General features: G+C 69.7%; 24 protein-coding genes and 1 tRNA gene. 15 read left to right on the forward strand and 10 right to left on the reverse strand.

What is annotated here, in order from left to right; genetic code table 11:
• Positions 1 to 35: 35 nt before the first annotated feature.
• Positions 36 to 782 (forward strand): methyltransferase domain-containing protein, encoded by a 747-nt coding sequence (locus ATK30_RS21180; protein WP_101437080.1) that lies wholly within the window; start codon positions 36 to 38, stop codon positions 780 to 782.
• Positions 783 to 950: 168 nt separating this feature from the next.
• Here ATK30_RS21180 and ATK30_RS21185 read toward each other — a convergent pair.
• Positions 951 to 1,024: transfer RNA gene (locus ATK30_RS21185), tRNA-Pro, on the reverse strand.
• A gap of 29 nt (positions 1,025 to 1,053) precedes the next feature.
• On the reverse strand, positions 1,054 to 2,034 hold the full coding sequence (locus ATK30_RS21190) for a metallophosphoesterase (RefSeq protein ID WP_167441968.1): 981 nt from the start codon (positions 2,032 to 2,034) through the stop codon (positions 1,054 to 1,056).
• A gap of 155 nt (positions 2,035 to 2,189) precedes the next feature.
• Between ATK30_RS21190 and ATK30_RS21195 the strand changes: the two genes are divergently transcribed.
• The gene (locus tag ATK30_RS21195) at positions 2,190 to 2,441 is read left to right on the forward strand and encodes a hypothetical protein (RefSeq protein ID WP_101437081.1); all 252 of its coding nucleotides are present in this window, start codon (positions 2,190 to 2,192) and stop codon (positions 2,439 to 2,441) included.
• 64 nt (positions 2,442 to 2,505) lie between these two features.
• Here the strand turns inward: ATK30_RS21195 and ATK30_RS21200 are convergent, their stop codons facing one another.
• Positions 2,506 to 4,656 (reverse strand): transglycosylase domain-containing protein, encoded by a 2,151-nt coding sequence (locus ATK30_RS21200; RefSeq protein ID WP_101437082.1) that lies wholly within the window; start codon positions 4,654 to 4,656, stop codon positions 2,506 to 2,508.
• 337 nt (positions 4,657 to 4,993) lie between these two features.
• Between ATK30_RS21200 and ATK30_RS21205 the strand changes: the two genes are divergently transcribed.
• Positions 4,994 to 5,287: a WhiB family transcriptional regulator gene (locus ATK30_RS21205; RefSeq protein ID WP_020664154.1), complete on the forward strand. Its 294-nt coding sequence runs from the start codon at positions 4,994 to 4,996 to the stop codon at positions 5,285 to 5,287.
• Positions 5,288 to 5,331: 44 nt separating this feature from the next.
• Here ATK30_RS21205 and ATK30_RS21210 read toward each other — a convergent pair whose 3' ends face one another.
• From ATK30_RS21210 to ATK30_RS21220, 3 genes are read right to left on the reverse strand one after another with little or no spacing between them, the layout of a single operon-like run.
• Positions 5,332 to 6,450 carry an ArsA family ATPase gene (locus ATK30_RS21210; RefSeq protein WP_101437083.1) on the reverse strand — a complete coding sequence of 373 codons (1,119 nt, stop codon included), beginning with the start codon at positions 6,448 to 6,450 and terminating at the stop codon, positions 5,332 to 5,334.
• A complete protein-coding gene (locus tag ATK30_RS21215; protein ID WP_101437084.1) occupies positions 6,450 to 7,454 on the reverse strand; it encodes an ArsA-related P-loop ATPase in 1,005 nt (334 codons plus the stop codon). Before ATK30_RS21215 ends, ATK30_RS21210 begins: the two co-directional genes overlap by 1 nt.
• Before the next feature lie 22 nt (positions 7,455 to 7,476).
• The gene (locus ATK30_RS21220; RefSeq protein ID WP_101437085.1) at positions 7,477 to 7,725 is read right to left on the reverse strand and encodes a hypothetical protein; all 249 of its coding nucleotides are present in this window, start codon (positions 7,723 to 7,725) and stop codon (positions 7,477 to 7,479) included.
• A gap of 141 nt (positions 7,726 to 7,866) precedes the next feature.
• Between ATK30_RS21220 and ATK30_RS21225 the strand changes: the two genes are divergently transcribed.
• From ATK30_RS21225 to ATK30_RS21255, 7 genes are all read left to right on the forward strand, one after another.
• Complete coding sequence (locus ATK30_RS21225) at positions 7,867 to 8,028, forward strand: DUF4177 domain-containing protein (RefSeq protein ID WP_020664158.1); 162 nt, start codon at positions 7,867 to 7,869, stop codon at positions 8,026 to 8,028.
• A 10-nt stretch (positions 8,029 to 8,038) separates the two neighbouring features.
• Complete coding sequence (locus ATK30_RS21230; RefSeq protein WP_101437086.1) at positions 8,039 to 8,494, forward strand: RidA family protein; 456 nt, start codon at positions 8,039 to 8,041, stop codon at positions 8,492 to 8,494.
• The gene (locus ATK30_RS21235) at positions 8,494 to 9,126 is read left to right on the forward strand and encodes a hypothetical protein (RefSeq protein ID WP_101437087.1); all 633 of its coding nucleotides are present in this window, start codon (positions 8,494 to 8,496) and stop codon (positions 9,124 to 9,126) included. The genes ATK30_RS21230 and ATK30_RS21235 overlap by 1 nt, the downstream gene beginning before the upstream one ends.
• A gap of 38 nt (positions 9,127 to 9,164) precedes the next feature.
• A complete protein-coding gene (locus ATK30_RS21240; protein WP_101437088.1) occupies positions 9,165 to 10,352 on the forward strand; it encodes a hypothetical protein in 1,188 nt (395 codons plus the stop codon).
• 392 nt (positions 10,353 to 10,744) lie between these two features.
• Positions 10,745 to 11,569, forward strand: coding sequence for an NUDIX hydrolase (locus ATK30_RS21245; protein ID WP_101437089.1), 825 nt, complete (start codon positions 10,745 to 10,747; stop codon positions 11,567 to 11,569).
• The gene (locus ATK30_RS21250) at positions 11,570 to 12,346 is read left to right on the forward strand and encodes an MBL fold metallo-hydrolase (protein WP_101437090.1); all 777 of its coding nucleotides are present in this window, start codon (positions 11,570 to 11,572) and stop codon (positions 12,344 to 12,346) included.
• Positions 12,343 to 12,597, forward strand: a complete 255-nt coding sequence (locus ATK30_RS21255) for a glutaredoxin domain-containing protein (RefSeq protein ID WP_101437091.1) — start codon at positions 12,343 to 12,345, stop codon at positions 12,595 to 12,597. Before ATK30_RS21250 ends, ATK30_RS21255 begins: the two co-directional genes overlap by 4 nt.
• Before the next feature lie 557 nt (positions 12,598 to 13,154).
• Here ATK30_RS21255 and ATK30_RS21260 read toward each other — a convergent pair.
• Positions 13,155 to 14,228: a DNA polymerase III subunit beta gene (locus tag ATK30_RS21260; RefSeq protein WP_101437092.1), complete on the reverse strand. Its 1,074-nt coding sequence runs from the start codon at positions 14,226 to 14,228 to the stop codon at positions 13,155 to 13,157.
• A gap of 109 nt (positions 14,229 to 14,337) precedes the next feature.
• Positions 14,338 to 15,597, reverse strand: coding sequence for an MFS transporter (locus ATK30_RS21265; protein ID WP_101437093.1), 1,260 nt, complete (start codon positions 15,595 to 15,597; stop codon positions 14,338 to 14,340).
• A gap of 92 nt (positions 15,598 to 15,689) precedes the next feature.
• Here ATK30_RS21265 and ATK30_RS21270 point away from each other — a divergent pair, with 92 nt between their 5' ends.
• The gene (locus ATK30_RS21270; RefSeq protein WP_101440974.1) at positions 15,690 to 16,847 is read left to right on the forward strand and encodes a glycosyltransferase; all 1,158 of its coding nucleotides are present in this window, start codon (positions 15,690 to 15,692) and stop codon (positions 16,845 to 16,847) included.
• 419 nt (positions 16,848 to 17,266) lie between these two features.
• On the opposite strand, the gene ATK30_RS21275 is transcribed toward ATK30_RS21270, so the two are convergent.
• Both ATK30_RS21275 and ATK30_RS21280 read right to left on the reverse strand, forming a co-directional pair.
• Entirely contained in the window at positions 17,267 to 17,941 is a 675-nt protein-coding gene (locus ATK30_RS21275; protein ID WP_009084463.1) for a Crp/Fnr family transcriptional regulator, read from the reverse strand.
• 160 nt (positions 17,942 to 18,101) lie between these two features.
• A complete protein-coding gene (locus ATK30_RS21280; RefSeq protein ID WP_037369289.1) occupies positions 18,102 to 18,353 on the reverse strand; it encodes a hypothetical protein in 252 nt (83 codons plus the stop codon).
• 237 nt (positions 18,354 to 18,590) lie between these two features.
• Between ATK30_RS21280 and nth the strand changes: the two genes are divergently transcribed.
• From nth to ATK30_RS21300, 4 genes are read left to right on the forward strand one after another with little or no spacing between them, the layout of a single operon-like run.
• Positions 18,591 to 19,274: an endonuclease III gene (gene nth, locus ATK30_RS21285; protein ID WP_101437094.1), complete on the forward strand. Its 684-nt coding sequence runs from the start codon at positions 18,591 to 18,593 to the stop codon at positions 19,272 to 19,274.
• Positions 19,271 to 19,873, forward strand: coding sequence for a TlpA family protein disulfide reductase (locus ATK30_RS21290; RefSeq protein ID WP_101437095.1), 603 nt, complete (start codon positions 19,271 to 19,273; stop codon positions 19,871 to 19,873). The genes nth and ATK30_RS21290 overlap by 4 nt, the downstream gene beginning before the upstream one ends.
• The gene (locus ATK30_RS21295) at positions 19,870 to 20,583 is read left to right on the forward strand and encodes an NUDIX hydrolase (protein ID WP_101437096.1); all 714 of its coding nucleotides are present in this window, start codon (positions 19,870 to 19,872) and stop codon (positions 20,581 to 20,583) included. The genes ATK30_RS21290 and ATK30_RS21295 overlap by 4 nt, the downstream gene beginning before the upstream one ends.
• A gap of 7 nt (positions 20,584 to 20,590) precedes the next feature.
• Complete coding sequence (locus ATK30_RS21300; RefSeq protein WP_101437097.1) at positions 20,591 to 21,775, forward strand: MarP family serine protease; 1,185 nt, start codon at positions 20,591 to 20,593, stop codon at positions 21,773 to 21,775.
• Positions 21,776 to 21,974 lie beyond the last annotated feature (199 nt).

Consider the following 21,974-nt stretch of genomic DNA (forward strand, 5'->3'; position numbering starts at 1 on the left):
CGATCCTGCCACCTTCCACCCGTACTCTGTGCGGGGTGCTGGAGGGTTACGCGCCGGGCTACGCCCAAGACGCGCTGTCGATGATGAACACACGCACAGCGAGTGACCGCGCCGCGTTCGCCCAACCGCTCTTCACGCCAGGCTCAAGAGTCCTGGACCTAGGCTGCGGCCAAGGCTCCATCACCGCCACCTTGGCCCCCTCCTGCCACGTAATAGGCGTAGACGTCCACCGCCCGCTGCTCCCGGCACCTACGTCCACAGTGGACTACATCAATGCCACCGCATACGCCTTGCCATTCGCGACAGCATCAATAGACGCAGTCTTCTCGCACGCCCTCTTCGAACACTTGACAAACCCCGCCGCGGCACTAGCGGAAATCCGCCGAGTCCTCCGCCCAGGCGGCCACCTGGCAATCTCCACTTCAGACTGGAGCCGCGCGAAAATCCGCCCGAGAACCGCAAACGTAGACGCCGCCCTACGCGGCCACTACCTCTTGCGCCGCCACAACGGCGGCGACCCCTTCTCGGGCCGCACCATAGCCGCCAAAATCGCCGCCGCGGGCTTCACCAACATCACCGAACGCACGCGCTACCGAGAAGACCTGCCCTATCGAGCCCTAGCCACCTACGTAGAGTCCCGCCTGGCCGCAGCCCTCTCGAAACCCCTCACCAAAGACCACGACCAACTGACCTCAGCCGCCCGCTCCGCGTGGTCCTGGACAAAGTCCCCCGCCGTAGGCGACTTCCACCAATGCTGGCAAGAACTAACCGCCACCCGCTAACAGAGAAGGCCCCGAGCGGCCGCTCACTCGCCAACCGCAACCGATGCACCTTCGGGGGTCCAGGGGGCTCGCCCCCTGGCGGGGGCCTGGGGGTCCGACCCCCAGAAGACACAACGAAGTGAGGCCCGCCATCCGCGCTTTCTGCGGATGACAGGCCTCACTCACCAGTCGGGGTGGCGGGATTTGAACCCACGACCTCCTCGACCCGAACGAGGCACGCTACCAAGCTGCGCCACACCCCGAGGTACTGCTTAGCGGGTCGGGAGTAAGTCTAGCGGACGGGTTTCGCGGCTTTACGCGGGGCTGGTTTGCGGGGGTCGGGGGTGCCCGATCCGCGCGGGACCAGCGTCAACAGGCTCGCTTCGGGCGGGCAGGCGAAGCGGGCGGGGGCGTAGGGGGAGGTGCCGAGTCCGGCGGAGACGTGGAGCCACATGCGGGCTCCCCAGCGGGAGGCGCCGCGGGCGCGGCTGCGGTCGAGTTCGCAGTTGGTGATGATGGCGCCGTAGCCGGGGATGCGGAGTTGTCCGCCGTGGGTGTGGCCGGCGAGGACGAGGTCGTAGCCGTCGGTGGCGAACGTGTCGAGGACGCGCGGTTCCGGGGAGTGGGTGACGCCGAGGCGGACGGCCGCGGCGGTGTCGGCGGGTCCGGCGATGTCGGAGTAGCGGTCGCGGTGGAGGTGCGGGTCGTCGACGCCGGCGGCGAAGACGGCGCGGCCGCCGACGTCGATGGTGCGGCGGACGTGCGTCAGGTCGACCCAGCCGTGTTCGACGAAGGCGGCGCGGAGGTCGCGCCAGGGCAGCTGGGTGCCGTGGATGCGCTTCTTTTTGCCGCGGGGCATGAGGTAGCGCGCGGGGTTTTTGGGCTTCGGCGCGTAGTAGTCGTTGCTGCCGAAGACGAACAGTCCCGGCCGGTCCAGCAGCGGGCCGAGAGCGCGGAGCACGGAGGGGACCGCGGTGCGGTGGGAGAGGTTGTCGCCGGTGTTGACGACGAGGTCGGGTTCGAGTTCGTCGAGCGCGGCGACCCAGCGCTGTTTGGCTTGGTGCCCGGGGAGCATGTGCAGGTCGGAGACGTGCAGGATGGTGAACGGCGCGGTGCCGGGCGCGAGTACGGGCAGCTCGGCGGTCCGCAGTGTCCAGCGGCGGCGTTCGATGCCGACGGCGTAACCGAGGGTGGCGGCCCCGAGGGCGATGGTCCCCGCGGCCCACCGCTTCGCGGTGCCCCCGGGCGGACTGGTGTTACCGAGCGTGCTCACATGGTCGAGGATACGTGTTCGACCGGGTCGCCCGCTGTGGCCGGTGCCGGATGGCGTAGGGCGAAGCTCTCAGTGGTGTTCTCTCGACATCCGGCGGCGGCCGTCGTTGGATCGTATTGGATTGGACCAGTCCGACAGGGATGCGGAGCCTGGCTATGGAGATAGCGATTCTCTTCTTGCTGGCAGTGCTCATCCTGCTGGTGGTGTTGGCGGTGTTCCCGTGGCGCCGGAGGGCAGAACCCTGGGCGCTGAGCGCGGTTGTGCTGTTTTCGCTGGGGTGGCCGGCGTATGAGTACTGGGACCGCGGCATGCCTAGCACCTGGGCGCCGCAGGTGTGGCTGATCGTGCTGGGACCCGGCTTTCTGATCGCGATCGTGCGGCTCTTCCGGATAGCGCTCAAGGGATGACGCTGAGGCCCGGACAAGCGAAACGAGGCGGGAGATCGCGTCCCCCGCCCCGTTTTCACCGGATTCAGTTGGTGTACGCCGGATCCTCCGGCGGCAGCGGCACAACCGGCTGGTCCTTCATGATGTTCGTCATCGCGCCGAACCAGGTCTGCGCGGGCGTCTTGCCGCCGAACATGTTGCCGTCGCCGCAGGTGTACACGTTGCCTGGGCTGTCGTAACAGAGACCGCCGCTGCCGCCTTCCGGACGGAACACCATGGCCGCACCGGCCATTTGCGGCGTGCCGGCCACGAAGGTCGCCGAGCCGTTGTTCTGGGTCGTACCCGTCTTGCCGACGAGCGGGCGGTTCCAGCCGGCGGCTTCAGCGGCCTTTGCGGAGGTGCCGCCCGGCTGGTCGTCCTTGCTCATGCCGACCGCCATGGTGTTCGCGAGGCCTTCCGGAACGACCTGCTCGCACGCGGCCTCCTTGATCGGCACGGGTTTGCCGTCGCGGTCGGTCACCGACGCCAGCGGGGTCGGCGGGCACCATTTGCCGCCGCTCAGGATGGTCGCGGCGACGTTCGCCAGTTCCAGGCCGCTCGTCGGGCTGAAGCCGAGCGTGAACGCACCCGTGCCCGGGTAGCTGCCCTTGGGGCCGTAGGCCTGCGCCTGGGTCTGGTTCCTGCCCGGGTCGTCCGACTTCGGGTCGACCTTTCCGCCGCCGGGGTTGCTCGCCATGGTCTCGCGCATGCCCAGCTTCGTCGCCATGTCGATGGCGGGACCGGTGCTGCCGAGCTTGTCTTCCAGCGCCACGAAAGCGGTGTTCGGCGAGGTCGCCAGTGCCGTCTGCAACGAAGCCGAATCGGGGTAGCCGTTGCCGGCGTTGCCCACGCAATACCAGCGAGTGTTCGGCGCGCCCGTCGGCGGACAATGCGGCTGGCTGCCGGTGAACACGTGCGAGACGTAGCTGTTGCCGACCGGGATGGTGCTGTAGATCCCGGCGATGTGCTGATTCAGCACCGCCGCGGTGGTGAAGATCTTGTAGCTCGACCCCGCACCGCCGGTGTTGAACACGCCGGACGGGAGTGCGTATGTCGTTTGCCCTTGATCCGCGTCGATGCCGTAATCCCGGTTCGCCGCTAGCGCCACCACTTCATGCCGGTCCTTGCCGGGCCGGATCAGCGAGAGCGTGTTCGCGACGTTCTTCTGGGTTTTGTTCACCTGTTGCTCGGCCGAGACCTTCGCCTCGTGGTTGGCCTTCTCGTCCAGCGTGGTCTTGATCGTGTAGCCGCCGGTGTACAGCTGGTCCTTCGACATCCCGGACTTGATCAAATAGTCCTCGACGTATTGGCAGAAGAAGCCGTTCTCGGGACCGGCCCCGGTGCAGTTGGACGGGGGCTTCGAGGGGGTGTCGGGTACCACGCCGAGCGGTTCCGCCTTGAACTTGTCCGCGTCGGCCTTCGCCAGCTTCTGGTTGCTGACCATCCGGTCGAGCACCAGGTTGCGCCGCTTCGTCGCCTTGTCCGGGTGGTTCCACGGGTCGTCGACGATCGGGTTGTTCACGATGCCGGCGAGCAGCGCGGCCTGCGGAACGGTCAAGTTCTCCGGCGTGGTGTTGAAGTAGGCGTGCGCGGCCGCTCCGACCCCGTAGATCTTCCGGGAGAACTCGACGATGTTGAGATACCCGGCGAGGATCTGGTCCTTCGAGAGCTTGGTCTCGAGGTTGATCGCGATCCGGGCTTCCTTGAGCTTGCGCGAGAGCGACTGCTCCTGCGCCTTCGCCTGCCCGACCTTGTCGTTCCGGTAGACGACGTTGATCAGGTAGTTCTTCACGTACTGCTGCGTGATCGTCGAGGCGCCCTGCGTGTCCCCGCCCGCGGAGTTGGAGACGGCGGCGCGCAGCGTCCGGCCCCAGTTCACCCCGTGGTGCTCGTAGAAGGCCTTGTCCTCGGCCGACAGCAGCGCCCACTTCAGTGCCGGGTTGATCTGGTCCGGGCGCACCGGGATGCGGTACTGGTCGTACAGCGTCGCGATCGGCTTGCCGCCGGAGTCGGTGACAGTCGTCACCAACGGCGGCGGGATGTCGGCGAGGTCGGACGACGTCTTGTCGACCGTTTCGCTCGCCTGGTTGGACACGACCCCCGCGGCGCCCACCACCGGGAACATGATCCCGGCGACCAGCACCCCTGCCAGCAGGCACAGGCCGAGGAGCTTGAAAAGACCATCCGTTTTGCGCACGAAAGCCAGGGTACTGAAGGCCCGTGTCGCCTTCGTGACCTCACGCCCGCGCGCCCCGTCCGGAGATCATTAACGGGCCCCCGTGTCGTGACCTCAGGTAACGGAATGCATGCTAGGTCTCGACGGAGGGAACCGAGGGACCCTACAGTCCGTCAACGTCTCACGTAGATGCCGACAGACGGAGCAGACCGGGTGGGAGCCTGGCTGGTCCGGACGGAGGCAGCGGCACCGGGGAGGTGCCGTCACCGACGTGCGACGCAGTGGGAAACGCTCGCGGGGGTGGGAGCGGGAGCTTCGCCTTCGCTGGTGCCATACACCAGATGAGGGAGCTGGGGGTATGCAAACCAATCAGGTTGGCTGGCGGGTCGATGCCTCGTGCCGGGACGCTGATCCCGACGGGTTGTTCGTGCGAGGCGCCGAACAGAACAGGGCGAAAGCCGTGTGCATGGGGTGCCCGGTCCGCACCGAATGCCTCGCCGAGGCACTCGACGGCCGGATCAATTTCGGGGTCTGGGGCGGGATGACGGAACGGGAGCGGCGCGCCCTGCTGCGCCGTCGCCCGGACGTGACCAGCTGGACCGACCTGCTCGAAGCGGCCAAGCGGGACGCGCTGGCCGCAGCGGCGGGCTGATTTTTCTCGTGAGTGGCTACGCCGGTGCTCACCGGCGTAGCCACTCACGACGTCAGTTTCACTCCGATGTCGCGCAGGCCTTCGAGGTCGTGCACGTCACCGGCGAGCGCGGGCACCCGGGTCAGCGGCACTTCGGGATGCGCGCGGGTGAAGCGCGCCAGCAGCCGGTTTTCACGCTCGGCCAGGGCGACGCGGTCGGCGTGCAGCCGCAGCACGGCCTCGGCGAGCGGCGCGTTCTGCACCGACTCCGCGGCGGTCAGCGCTTCGGTCGCGGACAGCGGCGCGAGCACCGGGTGCGTGCGGTTGGCGACCAGGCCAGCCAGCGGCATCGACTCTCCGGCGAGCCGCTCCACGAAGTAAGACGCCTCGCGCAGCGCGTCCGGCTCCGGCGCGGCCACCACGAGGAACGAGGTGCCCGACGAGCGCAGCAGCTCGGCGGTTTTGCGCGCGCGTTCGCGGAAGCCGCCGAACATGCTGTCGAAGGCCTGCATGAACGCGGACGCGTCGGCGAGCAGCTGGCCGCCGATGATCGTCGACACGGCCTTCGCGAACATCGAGAACCCGGCGCTGACCACCTTGCGCAGACCCCAGCCGCCGGCCTTCGCCGGGCCGGTGAGCAGCCGGATCATCCGGCCGTCGAGCGCGGTGGACAGCCGGGTCGGCGCGTCCAGGAAGTCGAGCGCGGACCGGCTCGGCGGCGTGTCGACGATGATCAGATCCCATTCGTCGGTCGCCGCGAGCTGGCCCAGCTTCTCCATCGCCATGTACTCCTGCGTGCCGGAGAACGACGTGGAAATGGTCTGGTAGAAGGGGTTCTGCAGCAGCTGCTCGGCCCGTTCGGGCCCGGCGTGCACGCGCACCATGTCGTCGAACGTGCGGCGCATGTCGAGCATCATCGCCCACAGCTCGCCCTTGGGCTCGAAACCCTCGACCTGCACCTGCCTCGGCTGATTGCCCAGTTCGCGCAGCCCGAGCGCCTGCGCGAGCCGGCGCGCCGGGTCGATCGTGAGCACCACGGTCTGCCTGCCGCGTTCGGCGGCCCGTAACGCGAGCGCGGCCGCAGTGGTGGTCTTGCCGACGCCGCCGGAACCGCAGCACACGATCACGCGGCTGTCCGGGTCGTCGAGGAGGGCGTCCACGTCGAGCGTCGTGTCGGCGGGCATCAGCGCACCCCCTGTTCCTGCAGCGTTTCGGCGAGTTCGTAGAGCGCGGCGACGTCGACGCCGTCGGTGAGGTCCGGCAGCTCCAGCGTCGGCAGATCGGCCTCGGCGAGCTGTTCGCGGGCCCGCTGTTCGGCGGCGACGCGGACGGCGTGCTCGACGGTTTCCTCCACGAGCGCGTCGAGCGTCGCCTCCGGCAGGTTCAGCCCGGCCGAGGCGAGGCCGGAGCGCACCCGGTCGGCGTCCACCCGGCCGTCGGCGGCCGCGGTCACCGACCGCGCGGGCAGCCGCGGCGGACGGACCCGGTTCACCAGCACCGCGCCCGGACGCAGGTCGGCTCCGTCCAGTTCGGCCACCGCCTCGACGGTCTCGCGTACCGGCATCTCCTCCAGCAGCGTGGTGAGGTGCACGGCGGTCTCGCCGGAATGCAGCAGCCGGACGACGCCGTCGGCCTGGCCGCGGATCGGGCCGGTCTTGGCGAGGTCGGTGAGGGCCTTGGTGACGTCGAGGAACTTCACCACGCGCCCGGTCGGCGGCGCGTCGACCACGACCGCGTCGTAGGTGTGGCGGCCGTCGGATTCCGTGCGCCCGACGCATTCCTTGATCTTGCCGGTGAGCAGGACGTCGCGAAGGCCCGGCGCGAGCGTGGTGGCGAACTCGATCGCCCCCATCCGGCGCAGCGTCCGCCCGGCGAAACCGAGGTTGTAGAACATCTCGAAGTATTCGAGCAGCGCGGCTTCGACGTCGATGTGCAGCGCGCGCAGTTCGCCGCCGCCGGGGACCGCCGCGATCCGCTGCTCCGCGTACGGCAGCGGTTCGGTGTCGAAAAGCTGGGCGATGCCCTGGCGGCCCTCGACCTCGATCAAGAGCACCCGGCGGCCGCCCGAGGCGAGCGCGAGACCCAGCGCCGCGGCGAGCGTGGTCTTGCCGGTTCCGCCCTTGCCGGTGACGAAATGCAGCCGGGCCCTGGCGAGCTCGTCGGTCCAGCCGGCGGAGGGTGTGGTCACGTCCCCAACACTAAACCGGCGCTCAGCTGGCCAGCATCATGACGCTGACCGCAGCGGCGACCACCGCGACGACGATCCAGGTCACCAGGCCGGGCAGCACGGTCAGCGTGAGCACGGCCACGACGATCAGCCCGGTGAGGGTGACCGCGCCGGCGATCGCCACCTGGCCCGAATCGTTCACCCGGTCCCGGGTCTTGGCCATCACCGCCAGCACGAGCGGGACCCCGGCCACGGCGAGCAGCACGGTCGCGACGATCCGCCAGGTCTCCACGCGCTCACGCTAGCGAGCGACGATCGGATGTGAAGTGACCCACACTCACCCGGCCTAGCCGGACGTACCCCTGGACGGGTGACGGGCTTTCGGCGGCGGCGGTCCGGAGGGGCCTTGCCCGCTTGGTTACGCTCCCGAGTCATGAGTGCGACCAAATGGGAGTACGCCACCGTCCCGCTGCTGATCCACGCTACGAAGCAGATTCTCGACCAGTGGGGCGAGGACGGCTGGGAGCTGGTGACCGTGCTGCCCAACCCGAGCGGCGAACAGCACGTCGCGTACCTGAAGCGGCCGAAGAGCTGAGGGGGCGGCGTTGACCTGGAGCGACCGGCTCGCCGAGCTCGGCATCGAACTGCCCGGAGTCGCCGCACCGCTGGCCGCGTACGTGCCGGCCGTGCGCACCGGCTCGCACGTCTACACCTCCGGCCAGCTGCCGTTCGTCGACGGCAAGCTCGCCGCCACCGGCAAGGTGGGCGGCGAGATCAGCCCGGAGGAAGCCAAGGGCCACGCCCGCACGGCGACGCTGAACGCGCTCGCCGCGGTGCACGCCCTCGTCGGCATCGATTCTGTTGTCCGGATTGTCAAGGTGGTCGGTTTCGTCGCCTCCGCGGAGGGCTTCACCGGCCAGCCCGCGGTCGTGAACGGGGCGTCCGAGCTGCTCGGCGAGATCTTCGGCGACGCCGGGGTGCACGCCCGGTCGGCCGTCGGCGTCGCGGAGCTTCCGATCGCGTCGCCGGTGGAAGTCGAACTGATCGTGGAGGTGGAGTGATGGACCCCGACATCGAACAGTCCCTGCACGAACTGCTGCTGCGGCTCGCCGGCCGCACGCCGGACCAGCTGTTGTGGCGGTTCCGCGACTGGCTCGGCGAAGGCGCGATGGGGACGCTCGCGCGGACCCTGCCGAGGTCTTTGCTCAAGCACAGGATCGATCTGGACCAGGCGGAGTACCGCCTGCTCGTGGCCGGTCTGATCCCGCACGGCGCCGACTGGCACCAGGTGAGTTCGACCCTGGGGGTAGACGACGTCACCGAGACCAGGTACACATTCACGCAGAGTGCGCCCGAATGGGTGAACTCCGTCGACTCTGTGTCCGTCTTGCTCCACGCAACGTTGCGGGGACGCGCGGACGTGGGGGAAGTAAGGCAGAGCTGGCGGCGCCTCGGCGGCGCTTCCGGCGAGGGCGGGGCGAAGCGAGTCCTGCTGGTGACGGCGACCGCGGGGCAGCCCCGGCTCACCGGTGAACTGCAGCGGGTGCTGCGGGTCATGGGCGACGAGGAACCCAGCGTCGAGGTCATCCCGCCGCGCTTCGACCTTCCCGGGTACCACCGGGCCGCGCTCGCCGAGTCCGAGCTGGTCTGCGTAGGCGCCGCGGGCGCCGGTCATCGACTTGTCGCCGCTTAACGCTCGTTGCCGCCAGGCGAGCTGGGAGGAGCAGAGCCATGGTGGAGGTTCACGACGGCCCGATGGACGGGTTCTCGGTGCCCCTGCGCCTGCATAACTTGTTGCTGGCCCTGGCGGGCCGCATCGACGACAGCGCGCTCACCGAAGCGCGGGAACTGATCGCCCGGGCCCACATCGACGAGGCGGTGGAACTCACCACCGGCACGTTGATCGCGGGCCGGATCCCGGTGAGCGAGGCCGAACAGCGCGAGCTGGCGCTGGTGCTCGAGATGAGCCGGTCGGACGCGACGCTCGCCAACGACCTGCTGGTCGCCGACCACGAGCCGATGCAGACGCACCGGTTCACCGGCGACAACCAGCCCGAGTTCGGCCTCGCCGAGGCGCTCGACCGCACCCTGCAGGTGCTGCCCGACGTGCGTTCCGTGCACGCGGTGTGGCGCAACACCCCGGCGGGCAGCGTGCCGGGCGCGCTGCCGCAGCGGGTCGTGCTGGTCGAGCTGGGTCCCGAGGGCAACCCGCCCGCGGTCGCGTTCCGCGTCGACACCGCGCTGCGCCGGGCGGGCATCCGCTCGGTGGTCGAGGTGAGCGGCCCGGGGATCCCGCAGTCCGACTACCACCAGGCCGCGGGTGCCGTCGCGAGCCCGGTGTGGGTCACCGGCAGCACGCATTCGGCTCCGGACTACCGGCCGGACCCGGCTCCGCAGCGCAGCGCCCCGGCGCCCGCTTCGGCTCCGGTGCCCGAACCGGTCTCCGAGACGCCGAGCCGGCACGGGCACCGTCAGCCCGAACCGGAACCGGTCGCCGCGGCCGAGCCGGTGGTGCCGGTCGCGCCCGTGGTGCCGATCGTGCAGTCCGTGCCCGCGCAGCCGGTCTCGATGCCGGAGCCGGCGGCCGAGCCCGCCGGGTCTTCGGAGCGTCCGCGCACGGCCGGGTCGGAGACGCGTGCCGAGCGCACGTCGGACCTGACGCCGTCCGAGGTGGCGCAGCTGCGGCGCGCGCTGGCCGAGGACCCGGAGAAGGGCCGCGAGATCGCCGCGGGCAAGCCGAGCATGCACGAGGTGGTCGAGCTGCCCGCGCTGGATCTGGACGATCCGAGCCTGTCCGAACGCGACCGCGCGCTGCTGCGCGAGCTGCACGAAGAACTGGCTGAGCGCGAGCGTGCCGAGGCCGCCCGGTTGCGGCTCAACGGCGCGTCCCGTTCCGGCGGGGACCAGCACTGGTCCTGAAGTCCCTGGTTGTTCCGTGAAAGGGCCCCTCGCGATTCCTGCGAGGGGTCCTTTCGCTGCTTCGGGCTTCGTCGGGCGCGCCGCCTTCACGGACTCTGATCCCCAGGTCAGGGACTTAAACGGCGTGGTCCCACCGGCTGCTGAGCGTCTACAAAGGACGCTAAGCACCGCGAAATGCCCGATTAGCCACTATGTGGCTGGTTCTTGTCCGCTCCCTGCCCGGCTGGCCCGCCAACAGCAAGCGAGGTTCTTCGATCTGGGGTCGGCGTGCCATTGTGCCGCCTTTAAGCCCTGGCACTGGCCTCTGAGTCGTGAAGGGCCCCTTCGCGGACCTGTCGCGAGGTGACACAAGTAATCCGCGACGCGTACGGATTGCGAGGTATGTTGCCCGGGTGGAACGGCCGCGTGAATTCGTTTTCGACATCCCCGCCCGTCCCGGCATCGCGATCCGGGACAACGCGGATGGCCCGCCGGCGACCCCGAAGGACGCCGCCACGGTGATCCTGCTGAGGGACGCTTCGGAGGGTGTGGAGGTCTTTCTCCAGCACCGCGTGATGGGCATGGCGTTCGCCGGCGGGATGACCGTGTTCCCCGGCGGCGGGGTGGATCCGCGCGACGCCGACGCTTCCGTGGCTTGGGCCGGCCCGCCGCCGTCGTGGTGGGCCGAGCAGTTCACGTGCGACGAAAGCCTCGCCCGCGCGCTCGTGTGTGCTGCGGTGCGGGAGACCTTCGAGGAGTCCGGCGTGCTGCTGGCCGGGACCGAGGACTCGGTGGTCGCCGACGTCACGCCGTATCACGAAGCCCGGAAAGCCTTGGAATCACGGGAAATCTCGCTCGCCGGGTTCCTCGCCGACGCCGGGCTCACGCTGCGCGCCGACCTGCTGCACCCGTACGCACACTGGGTCACGCCGCCGCAGGAACAGCGTCGATACGACACCCGCTTCTTCGTCGCGAAGCTGCCCGAAGGCCAGCGCGCCGACGGCGCGACCTCCGAAGCGGCCGCCGCCGGTTGGCAGCCGCCCGCCGAGGCAGTCGCGGACGCGCGCGAAGGCCGTCGCGCGCTGATGCCGCCGACCTGGCTGACCCTCGTCGAACTCGCCGAGTTTTCTCAGGCCGACGCGGTGCTCGCGGAGCCGCGCGAGATCGTGAAGACCGTGCCGACCCTGGTCCGGGACGGCGAGAACATCCGCGTTGTCCTCGATACTTCGGAGTCCTGAGTGACCGCTCCTGCTTATGGCGTGCTGCGCCGTGTTTCCGAAACCGCGTCGGTGTTGCTGGAGAACAACCCGTCGACGATGACCTTGGAGGGCACCAACACCTGGGTGCTGCGCGCCCCCGACGCCGAGGCCGCGGTGGTCGTCGACCCCGGCTACCACGACCTGGACCACCTGGAGAAGCTCGCCGCCGTCGGTCCGGTGGAGCTGATCCTGCTGACGCACCACCACCCGGATCACGCCGAAGGCGCGCCCTGGTTCGCGTCAAAAACGGGTGCCCCGGTACGAGCCTTTGACGCCTCCCTCTGCATCGACGCGCCCCCCTTCGCCGACGGCGACTCCTTCACGGCAGGCGGCCTGGACTTCAGCGTTCTGCACACTCCCGGCCACACCGACGATTCGGTCTCGCTGCTGGTCGCGGGCCAGCTCCTGACCGGAGACACGATCCTCGGCCGAGGCACGACGGTCCTGCACGACCTTGGCGACTACCTGCGCTCGCTGCGCAAACTGATCGCCCTCCCGGACGGCACCCCGGGCCTGCCCGGACACGGCCCGGAGCTGCCGGATCTGCCCGCGACCGCGCGGGAGTATCTGGCGCACCGGGAACAGCGCCTCGATCAGGTGCGTTCCGCCTTGCGAACGCTCGGCGAAGACGCAACGCCGCGGCAGGTGGTCGAAGTCGTCTACGCCGACGTCGACCGCGCGCTCTGGGCACCGGCCGAAGCGAGCGTGCGCGCACAACTGGACTACCTACGGGCATCTTCGGAGGACGGACAATGAGTGACGTCGAGGTCGAGTTCTACTGGCGACCAGGCTGCGGTTTCTGCTCGGCTTTGCGCCGGCCGCTGATGGAGAGCGGCCTGCCGGTCCGGGAAATCAACATCTGGGAGGAGCCGGGAGCGGCCGAGCGAGTCCGCGAGGTAGCGAACGGCAACGAGACGGTGCCCACGGTGATCGTGGGATCGACCGCGCTGGTGAACCCGACCTTCGACGAGGTCAAAGCCGCGGTGGCCGCGGAAACGGCTGCCTGAGGACCGCTCAGGACGTTCCTCCGGGCTTGCCGCGGGCAACCCGCGCAGGCTTGCTGCGGGCACACCCGCAGGCTTGTCGCGGGCACGCCCGCAGGGTTTGGGGCGTACCGCACAGGCTGCGGGCACACCCACAAGCTTGCCGCGGGCAACCCCATGCAGGCTTGCCGCGGGCACGCCCACAGGCTTTGGGGCGCACCGCACAGGCCGCGGGCGCACCGCACAGGCCCGGAGGACTCCGCACAGGCCCGGAGGACTCCGCAGGCGGGAGGGCGGCGGCCAACCCGTCGCAGCGCACTCGTGCCGTCTTCCCGGCTACAGCAGCCAGAACCGCCGCGAACCTGGCAACGGCACCCTTCCTGCCGTGTCGACTCCGGCGCAGCCCGTTCAGCACGACTCCGCAAGGCCGGGTACCTCGCCCAACGTCGCCCAGGCCAGCTCAGGTCGACTCAGGTCGGCTCAGGTCCTGTACCGGCACCGCTCGGCCCACTCGGCGACGACTCCGGATCGCCCTCCGCCCAGCGCGAAGTAGCCGTCCACTGTGGACCAGCCTCCGCCGGTCACCGAGGCAGCATCGGCATCAAGTAGTACTTCAATCCCACCTCCCGTCCGTCCTCGTCGGCCGGGGTCAGGACACACGCCCGCAGCCCTGGCTGGATCGCCAGGCGCACCCGTTCTCCGGAGAACGGAGCGAGGGCGTCCAGCAGGTACCGGGCCTGGAAGGACGGCGACGTCCGGTCGCCGCAAACGTTTGCCTTCAGGAGTTCCTCTGCCTCGCCGGTGTCCTGCCGGGCACTGGCCAGGCGGAGGTGTGCGTCGCCGACTTCCAGGGTCAGGATGCGGCGGTCCTCGGAGTAGACGCCGACTCGGCGGATGGCGGCGGCCAGTTCGTCGGCGCCCACTTCGACTTCCGTGTCGACCGCGTCGGACGGGATGGAGTCCGCGGACAGGAAGCCCGCGTCCAGGACCGCCGTCGTGACGGTGCCGCCCGGCCAGCTCAGGGCGAAGTGGCTGTGGTCGGCGTGCAGCCCCATCGCACCGGCGCCGTGACGGGCGGCTTCGGTCAGCAAGGTGGCTGGGACCAGGACGTCGATGGGCTCCCGGACTTCCCGCAGCGGCAGGCGGGCTACGGCCATCCGGTAGCGGTCCGAAGCTGTCAGGCACAGCTCGCCGCCGATCGACTGCACGCGCACGCCGGTGAATACCGGGAGCGGATCGTCCTTCGCGGCGGTGCCAGCGACAGTGCGCAAGGCCGCGCCGAGGGCTGCTCCGTCTACTTTGGACAGCAGGGGCGGCGGAGCCGGATCCTGGAGCAGGTCGCGGTCCAGCAAGGGCAGGGCGAAGCGGGCGTGGTCCGTTCGGACCGCGAGCCGGGAGCCTTCGACGGCTAGCCGGACCTGGTCCACATCCAGCATGCGCACCGTTTCGGCGAATGGCGCGGCCGGCACCACGACTTCGCCGTCGAGATGCGTGCTCGCTGGGCAGGAGAACCGGACGGCCAGGTCGCGGTCGTTGCCGGACACGACGAGACCGTCAGCGCTCGCCCGCAATCGCAGGCGGGCTTGCCTCGACAGGAGTCGGGCCGCGGCGGTGACGACCGCTGCCAGCGGCCGTACGAAGGAGGTGAGATCCATGCCACGCAACGTAACGGCGACCACCGACAAAAACGGGGGCCAAGCCGCTGAACTGCGGAAATCTCTTGCCGAAGTGGGCGGCTAGGACACAGACAGCAACTGGAACCGGCTATCCGGCAGCGCCGACAAGTGCATCGTCAGCAGGCACCGGCGAAGCAGCCCGCACGGTTCCCCGCAGCAGCCACACCACCACTGCCAGCGCGACACCAGCCACCCCAGCGGCCAGGAAAGCCGCGGCAGTGCCGGAATGCTCGACCAGGTACCCGCTCACCGACTGGCCAGCCGCCAGGCCCAGCGTGACCGCCGTGAGGACCCAGCCGAACGCCTCGGCCGCGGTGCCGCGCGGGGCGACGACCTCGATGGCCGCGGAGTGCGTCGTCGACTGAGGAGTGATCATCGCGCCGGCCAGCAGCATCAGCAGCGCCAACGCCCACAGGCTCGACGGAAGGGCAAGCAGGGCAACCAGAGCGCCGAAACCGCCCAGCAGGACCGGCAGGCGCAGGCTGAGCCGTCGCGGCCACGGGTGCAGGCTGTAAGCCACGCCGAACGCCACTGAACTCAACGACCACGCGGACAGGAGCAGACCGCTGAGCGAAGGGTGCCCGGATTCCGTCGCGGCGGCGGGCACGGCGACCTCCACGAACCCGATCACCATGCCGAACCCGAGCGCCGCCACCGCGAGCGTCCGCATTCCGGGGCTGGCCAGCGCGCCGAGCAGCGGCGTCTTGGCCTTCGGGGCCGGGCCCCACGCGCGCACGGTCGGGTTCAGCGCGAACAGCACCGCGCCGGTGACCATGGTGATCGAGCCGGCGACCATGCCGGTGCCCGCCCACGGCGCGGTGATCAGCAGGCCCGCGATGCCGGGGCCGAGAATGAAGAAGACCTCCATGCTGATCGCCTCGTAGGAGAACGCGGCGTTGCGCGCCGGTCCTTCCGGCAGGATTTTCGTCCACAGCGCCCGCGACGCCGAGCCGACCATCGGCTCCGCGAGCCCGGTCGCGGCGGCCAGCGGGATCAGCGCGAACGTCGGCAGGTGCGCCTCGATCGCCACCGCGAGCGACGCCATCGACAGCGCGAACACCGCGGCGACGACCAGCAGCGGACGGCTTGGCCCGAACCGGTCGATCAGCCTTCCCTGCACGACCGCGCCCACCGAGACCCCGGCGAGCGAACTCGCCGAGACCAGCCCGGCCGCGGCGAACGAGCCAGTTTCGCGCTGCACGTACAGCAGCGCGGAAATGCCGATCATCGCGATCGGGAGCCGGGCGAGGATCGACGCGATCACCGGGCCGCGCGAGCCAGGGGCGGTCAGCGCGGCGCGGTAGTCGGCGAGCGTGGTGCGGCCTTCGGAATGGGCAGACTGGGACACGCGTACTAGTATGGCGAAATTGGTACGGAGGTACCAGTTATTTTCCGGTCATCTTGGTCACGCCCGATCGGGTCAGTCCGTACGCTCGCGCGATGCAGCTGATGTTCTCCTCCGGAGCCGGGTACAGCCATCTCGCGCCGATGCTTCCGCTCGCCCAGGCAGCACGCGTCGCAGGGGACGAGGTCGCGTTCGTAACCGGGCCGGAAGCCCTGCGGTATGTGGAAAACACCGGCCTGCGAGCGGTGTCGGTAGGACAGCCGAGCGACCCCGCCGCCGCGGCCTCGAGGTGGCAGCGGGCCCGCGAGGAGATGGCCGGGATGACCGCGGACGAGCGGCTCTCTCACCTGGTCGCCGAGTACCTGGTCGGCCTCGGCGCGGCTTCGCGGCTCGACGACATGGTCGACTTCGTCCGCGAGTGGCAGCCGGATCTCGTCATCTCCAACCTCGCCGAACGCGCGGCCGTGATGGCTGCGTGCTTGGCCGGCGTGCCGTACGCGATGCACGCGATCGGCCCGCCGAAGTCCGCCGCGACGATGGAGCGGGCCTGGGAGGTCGCCAACGGCCTGGTCCGCCAGCGCGGCCTCGACGAGTTGCCCCCGCGCGACGCAGTGCCGTACCTGGACTTCTGGCCAGACGGACTAAGCCCGGCGGACGTTGTCTGGGAGTACCCGACGCGCTGGCCGCTCCAGCCCGCTGGCGTAGTGCCGACGCCTGGCCCGCGTCCGGCGGTGCTCGACGGGCTGCCCTATGACCGAACGGTCTACGTCACCCTCGGCACGACCCACAACGCGCGGCCCGGCGTGCTGGAAGGAATGGTGGCCGCGCTGCGCGACGAACCGGTGAACGTCGTGGCGACGATCGGCCAGGACGGTGACGTCGACCGGTTCGGCGAGCAGCCGGACCACATGCGGATCGAGCAGTTCGTGCCGCAGACGCGACTGCTGCCCGCCGTCGACGCGGTGGTTTGTCATGGCGGGTCGGCGACCGTCCTCGGCGCGCTCGCGCACGGCGTGCCGGTGGTGGTCTTGCCGTTGGCGACTGATCATTTCGAAGTCGCCGCGCAGATCCAGGCGGCGGAAGCCGGAATCGCGGTCGGCTCTGGCGACGGAATTCTCGACGCGGTCCGGACGGTGCTCGCGGACCGGGCTTACCGGGACTCCACCGAGGCCTGCGCCGCCCGGATCGCCGAGCAACCCGCCCCGTCGGTGGTAGTGGACCGGTTGCACGACCTCGTGGTCTCGATTCGGTAACACCAGCTGGATTCTTCGTGAACTCGTGCAACGAAGACGCGGTCCTAGCGTCCTTGAGGGTGAATGGCCTTGAATTCGTGGGTAGTGGCCATGATGGTGGGAAGACAGCCGTTCAGGCTGGACAGCACTGCAGCACCCAGCTCCCTCCGGCATATGGGTCGGGGCCTGGTCCGGAGGGCGGGGAGCGCGGGTCGTCGGGGGATGATCCGTGCGCAGGCGAGGAGCCGGTGCGCCACGTCGGGGGTGGCGCCCGGCTCCTTGTCATTTTCCTGGCCGGCGGGCCGCAAACGGTGACGACACGGAGCGGCGAGGGGAATGCCGCTCTTGTGGGGGATGGTCCGGTCCGCACGCACGAAGGCCACCCCCAGTAGGAGGTGGCCTTCGAAAAACCCGCGCGGATTAACCCACTCGGGGGAAGATCAGCGGGCGCGGCGAGCGAGCCGCTCCGGGTCGAGGATCAGCACGCTCTTGCCCTCGAGCCGCAGCCAGCCGCGGTGGGCGAAGTCGGCCAGAGCCTTGTTGACGGTCTCTCGGGACGCGCCGACGTACTGGGCGATCTCTTCCTGCGTCAGGTCGTGCGTGACCCGCAGCAGGCCCGCCTCCTGGCTGCCGAAGCGCTGCGCGAGCTGCAGCAGCGCACGGGCCACGCGGCCGGGGACGTCGGTGAAGATCAGTTCCGCGACCATGTTGTTGGTCCGGCGCAGGCGGCGCGCGACGACGCGGAGCAGCTGCTCGGCGATCTCCGGGCGGGTGGCGATCCACTGCCGCAGGGCCGGGCGGTCCATGGTGACCGCGCGGACCTCGGTGACCGTCGTGGCACCGGACGTGCGCGGGCCGGGGTCGAAGATGGACAGTTCGCCGAACATGTCGGACGGACCGGCGATCCAGAGCAGGTTCTCGCGGCCGTCCGGGGACTTGCGGCCGATCTTCACCTTGCCGGACTGGATGATGTACAGCCGGTCGCCCGGCTCGCCCTCGTTGAAGATGACATGGCCGCGGGGGAACTCCACGGATTCCAAGGTCTGGGCCAGCGCCTCCGCCGCTGCCGGCTCCACACCCTGGAAAATGCCCGCACGGGCCAGGGTTTCGTCCACCTCGGGTGCCTCCTCGTCGAGAAACGATCACTGCCTTCGCAGGTCGAAGAGCAGTGTCGCCGATCACTTTCGCGTCAGTCTAGGGCGTGTCGGGCGGATCGCTCGTCGGCTCGCCGCGCCCGGCGCGGCTGCCTGGAACGATCACGTCCGACTGAGCAGCCTAACTCCGCACCTTGCGCGCGCGTAGCCTGGCTGCCCGTCCGCCGAGCCTGCGGAGCCGGAACAGCTCGAGCGCGCGGCCGATCCCGTGCCCGTACAGCGCCCTGACCTCGTTGGGCTGAGCCTGCTCCAGGAACTCCTCGACCTCGTTCTCCTGCACCGCTACGTGCTTGAGCCGGCTCTCGACCCGCTCCATGAACAACGCGAAGAACATGATCACCAGCGGGACCAAGATCACGAACCACACGGTCATGCCACGGCTCCGCTGTTGTCGGTGACGCACTCGGTCATGGATCTCCAGATCCTCGCTCAGGGCGGACGCGCGGCCCGCAGAGGTGGTGCTCTGGCGGCTCGGCCGTCCACCGGCGGATGCTCCCGACCGGCTCGTCCGACTCGCCCGTAGGCTATCGGGGTGCCCCCTGTTGTCCCGAACGGGCCCCGCGCGGACCGCGAAGAAAGCCGGCTCGCCCTCGTGAGACGCGCCCGGCGGATGAAACGTTGCCTCGACGAGATCTACCCGGACGCGAAGGCCGAGCTGGACTTCACGAATCCGCTGGAACTGCTGGTCGCGGTGGTGTTGTCGGCGCAGACCACGGACGTGCGGGTGAACCTCGTCACGCCCGCGTTGTTCGCGAAGTACCGCACCGCCGCCGATTACGCCGGGGCCGACCGCGCCGAACTCGAGGAATACCTGCGCACGACCGGATTTTTCCGGGCCAAGGCGAACGCGCTGATGGGTCTCGGCGCGGCGCTCGTGGAGCGCTACGGCGGCGAGGTGCCGAAGAAACTGGACGACCTCGTCACGCTGCCCGGGGTCGGCCGCAAGACCGCGAATGTCGTGCTCGGCAACGCTTTCGACGTGCCGGGAATCACAGTGGACACTCACTTCGGCCGCCTCGTGCGGCGCTGGGGCTGGACCGCGGAAGAGGACCCGGTCAAGGTCGAGCACGCGGTCGGCGAGCTGATCCCGCGGAAAGAGTGGACGTCGCTGTCCCACCGCGTGATTTTCCACGGCCGCCGCGTGTGCCACGCGCGGAAACCGGCCTGCGGCGCGTGTCCGCTGCGCAAGGACTGCCCGTCGTTCGGCACCGGGCCCACGGAGTTCGAAGTGGCCGCGAAGCTGGTCAAGGGCCCGGAGAAGGACCACATCCTCGAGCTGGCGGCGCGCGGGTGACTGCCGTCACCAAATGGGCGCTCGGGGTCGCGGTGCTGGCGGTGGCCGCGTTGGTCGCGGTGCTGACGCTGCGCGGCGGCGACGCGACCTCCGCGCCGCCCGCGTCCGGCGACCTCGCTGCCGCGCGAGCGGCGGCGAAGCTCCAGGCTTGTCCGCCCGCCGCGGCGAAGGAGGTCGGCCAGCTGTCCGGGATCGAGGCGGACTGTCTCGGCGACGGGTCCCGGGTGGACGTCGGCAAGGTCCTCGGCGGCGGTCCGGTGCTGGTCAACGTCTGGGCGTCGTGGTGCCAGCCGTGCCGCACCGAATTGCCGGTGCTGCAGCGGTACGCCGCCGAGCCGGGCGCGGTGCGCGTGGTCGGCGTGCAGGTGGCGAGCCCGGCCGCGGACGGACTGGGCTTGTTCGAGCGGCTCGGCGTGCACCTGCCGTCGCTGTATGACGGCGACGGCCAGACCGGTCCCATCCGCACCGCGCTCAAGGCGCCCTCGTCGTTGCCCGCGTCGTACCTGGTCACCGCGGACGGCCAGGTCCGGTTCATCGCGAACCCGCGGTTGTTCGACAACACTGACCAGGTGCGCGCTGCTGTGAAGGACTACTCATGACCACCGGACCGCTCGTCGAACCCGAAGCCGTGCCGGAATGGCTGCGGCCGCTGGTGAAGGTGTCCGGTGAGGTCGACAGCCGCACGTTCACCCGGTTCAGCCCGCCGGACGACCTGCTCACCCGCGCCGCCGCGGTGCTCATCCTGTTCGGCGAACGGCCGGACCGCGGCCCGGACGTCCTGCTGCAGCGGCGGGCGGACACGCTCGGTTCGCACGCCGGGCAGGTTTCGTTCCCCGGCGGCGGCGCGGAGGACGGCGACGACGGTCCGGTCGGCACGGCGCTGCGCGAGGCCGAGGAGGAGACCGGCGTCGACCCGTCGGGCATCCTGCCGGTCGCGGTGCTGCCGGAGCTGTTCGTGCCGGTGTCGCGGTTCGCCGTCACGCCGGTGCTGGCGCATTGGCACACTCCGTCGCCGGTGCGCGCGGTCGATCCGGCCGAGACCGCGGCGGTCGCGCGGGTTTCGCTGGCCGACCTCGCCGACCCGGCCAACCGGTTCACCGTGCGCCGCGGCGACGCGTCGTGGCGGGGGCCGGCCTTCACCGTCGACGGCCTGTTCGTATGGGGTTTCACCGCCGGCCTGCTGTCCGTGCTGCTGTCACTTGGCGGCTGGGAACGGGAGTGGGACACCGGCGATGTGCGCGAGCTTGACGTAGCGTGGGCCGAACATCAGGGCCGGATGGCGGCCCGGGACGGCACTATCGAGGAGTGACGGCGCGGTGAACTGGGTCGATGTCGTCGTCCTGCTGCTCGCGGTCATGGCAGCGGTTTCCGGCGCGTTCCAGGGTGTGATCGTCGCGTTGCCCGCGCTCGTGGGCGTCGCGCTGGGCGCGGTGGCAGGGGTGAAGCTGGCTCCGTTCGTGATCAGTTTCTTCCAAAGTCCGGTCGCGAAGGTCGCTTTCGCGTTCGCGGTGGTCGTGTTCCTGATCGTGCTCGGCGAGACGCTCGGCGTGTGGATCGGGCGGAAGCTGCGGCAGAAGATCAATCCGGACAAGCTTTCCGGCATCGACAAAACGCTCGGCGCGATCGTGCAGGCGGCCGCGGTGTTCGTGGTCGCGTGGCTGGTCGCGAATCCGCTGACGACGGTGTCGGCGATTCCGGGGCTGGCGAAGTCGATCAATTCCTCGGTGGTGCTCGGCGAGGTCAACGACCTGATGCCCGCTGAGGCGCAGGGGCTTCCCAGCGATTTGCGGAAACTGCTTGACGCGTCTGGGTTTCCTTCGGCGTTGTCGCCGTTTGAGAAGGCACCTTCGGCGGATACGCCGCCGCCGGATACTTCGCTCAATGTGTCCGCAGTGGCCAAGCGGGTGCATCCCAGCGTGGTGAAGATTCGGGGGAACGCGCCTTCTTGTTCTCGGTCGCTCGAGGGCAGCGGTTTCGTGATCGCGCCGCAGCGGGTGATGACGAACGCGCACGTGGTCGCGGGGACTGACGAGGTCGGCATCGAGTCGACTTCGGGGGATTACCGGGCTCGGGTGGTGTATTTCAACCCGGAGGTCGATATCGCCGTGCTGGCGGTTCCCGGATTGCGGGCGCCGGTGTTGCCGTTTGCTCCGCAGGCTGCGAAGGCCGGGGACAACGCGGTGGTGCTGGGGTATCCGTTGGATGGGCCGTATACGGCTACTCCGGCGCGGGTTCGGACGCGGATCAATTTGCGCGGGCCGGATATTTACGACGCCAATACTGTGCAGCGGGATGTGTTCACCGTTCGGGGGACGGTGCGGAGCGGGAACTCTGGCGGGCCGATGATCACGCCTGACGGGGATGTCATCGGGGTGGTGTTCGGGGCTGCGGTGGAGGATCCGGATACCGGGTTCACGTTGACGGCGGATCAGGTGCGGGCTGAGGTTGATGCTGCTCCGTCGCAGACTGATCGGGTCGGGACTGGGGCTTGTGCCAGTTGACGGCTCGTTGGACGGCTCGTCGCCTGGCGGCGACATTGCGCCCGGAGGTTGCGTGGGGGCACCCCGAAGCTGAGTGTGCTGACGGTCTGGGGGTGCTTGTCAAGGCGGGAAAGATGCCTTGACAAGCACCCCCAGACCGCAGAGGAGGCTTCGTATCGGGGTGCGGGGGTGGTGTGGGTGCACCGACTGTTGGGTGCGT

Source organism: Amycolatopsis echigonensis, assembly GCF_002846615.1.
Taxonomy (GTDB): Bacteria; Actinomycetota; Actinomycetes; order Mycobacteriales; family Pseudonocardiaceae; genus Amycolatopsis; species Amycolatopsis echigonensis.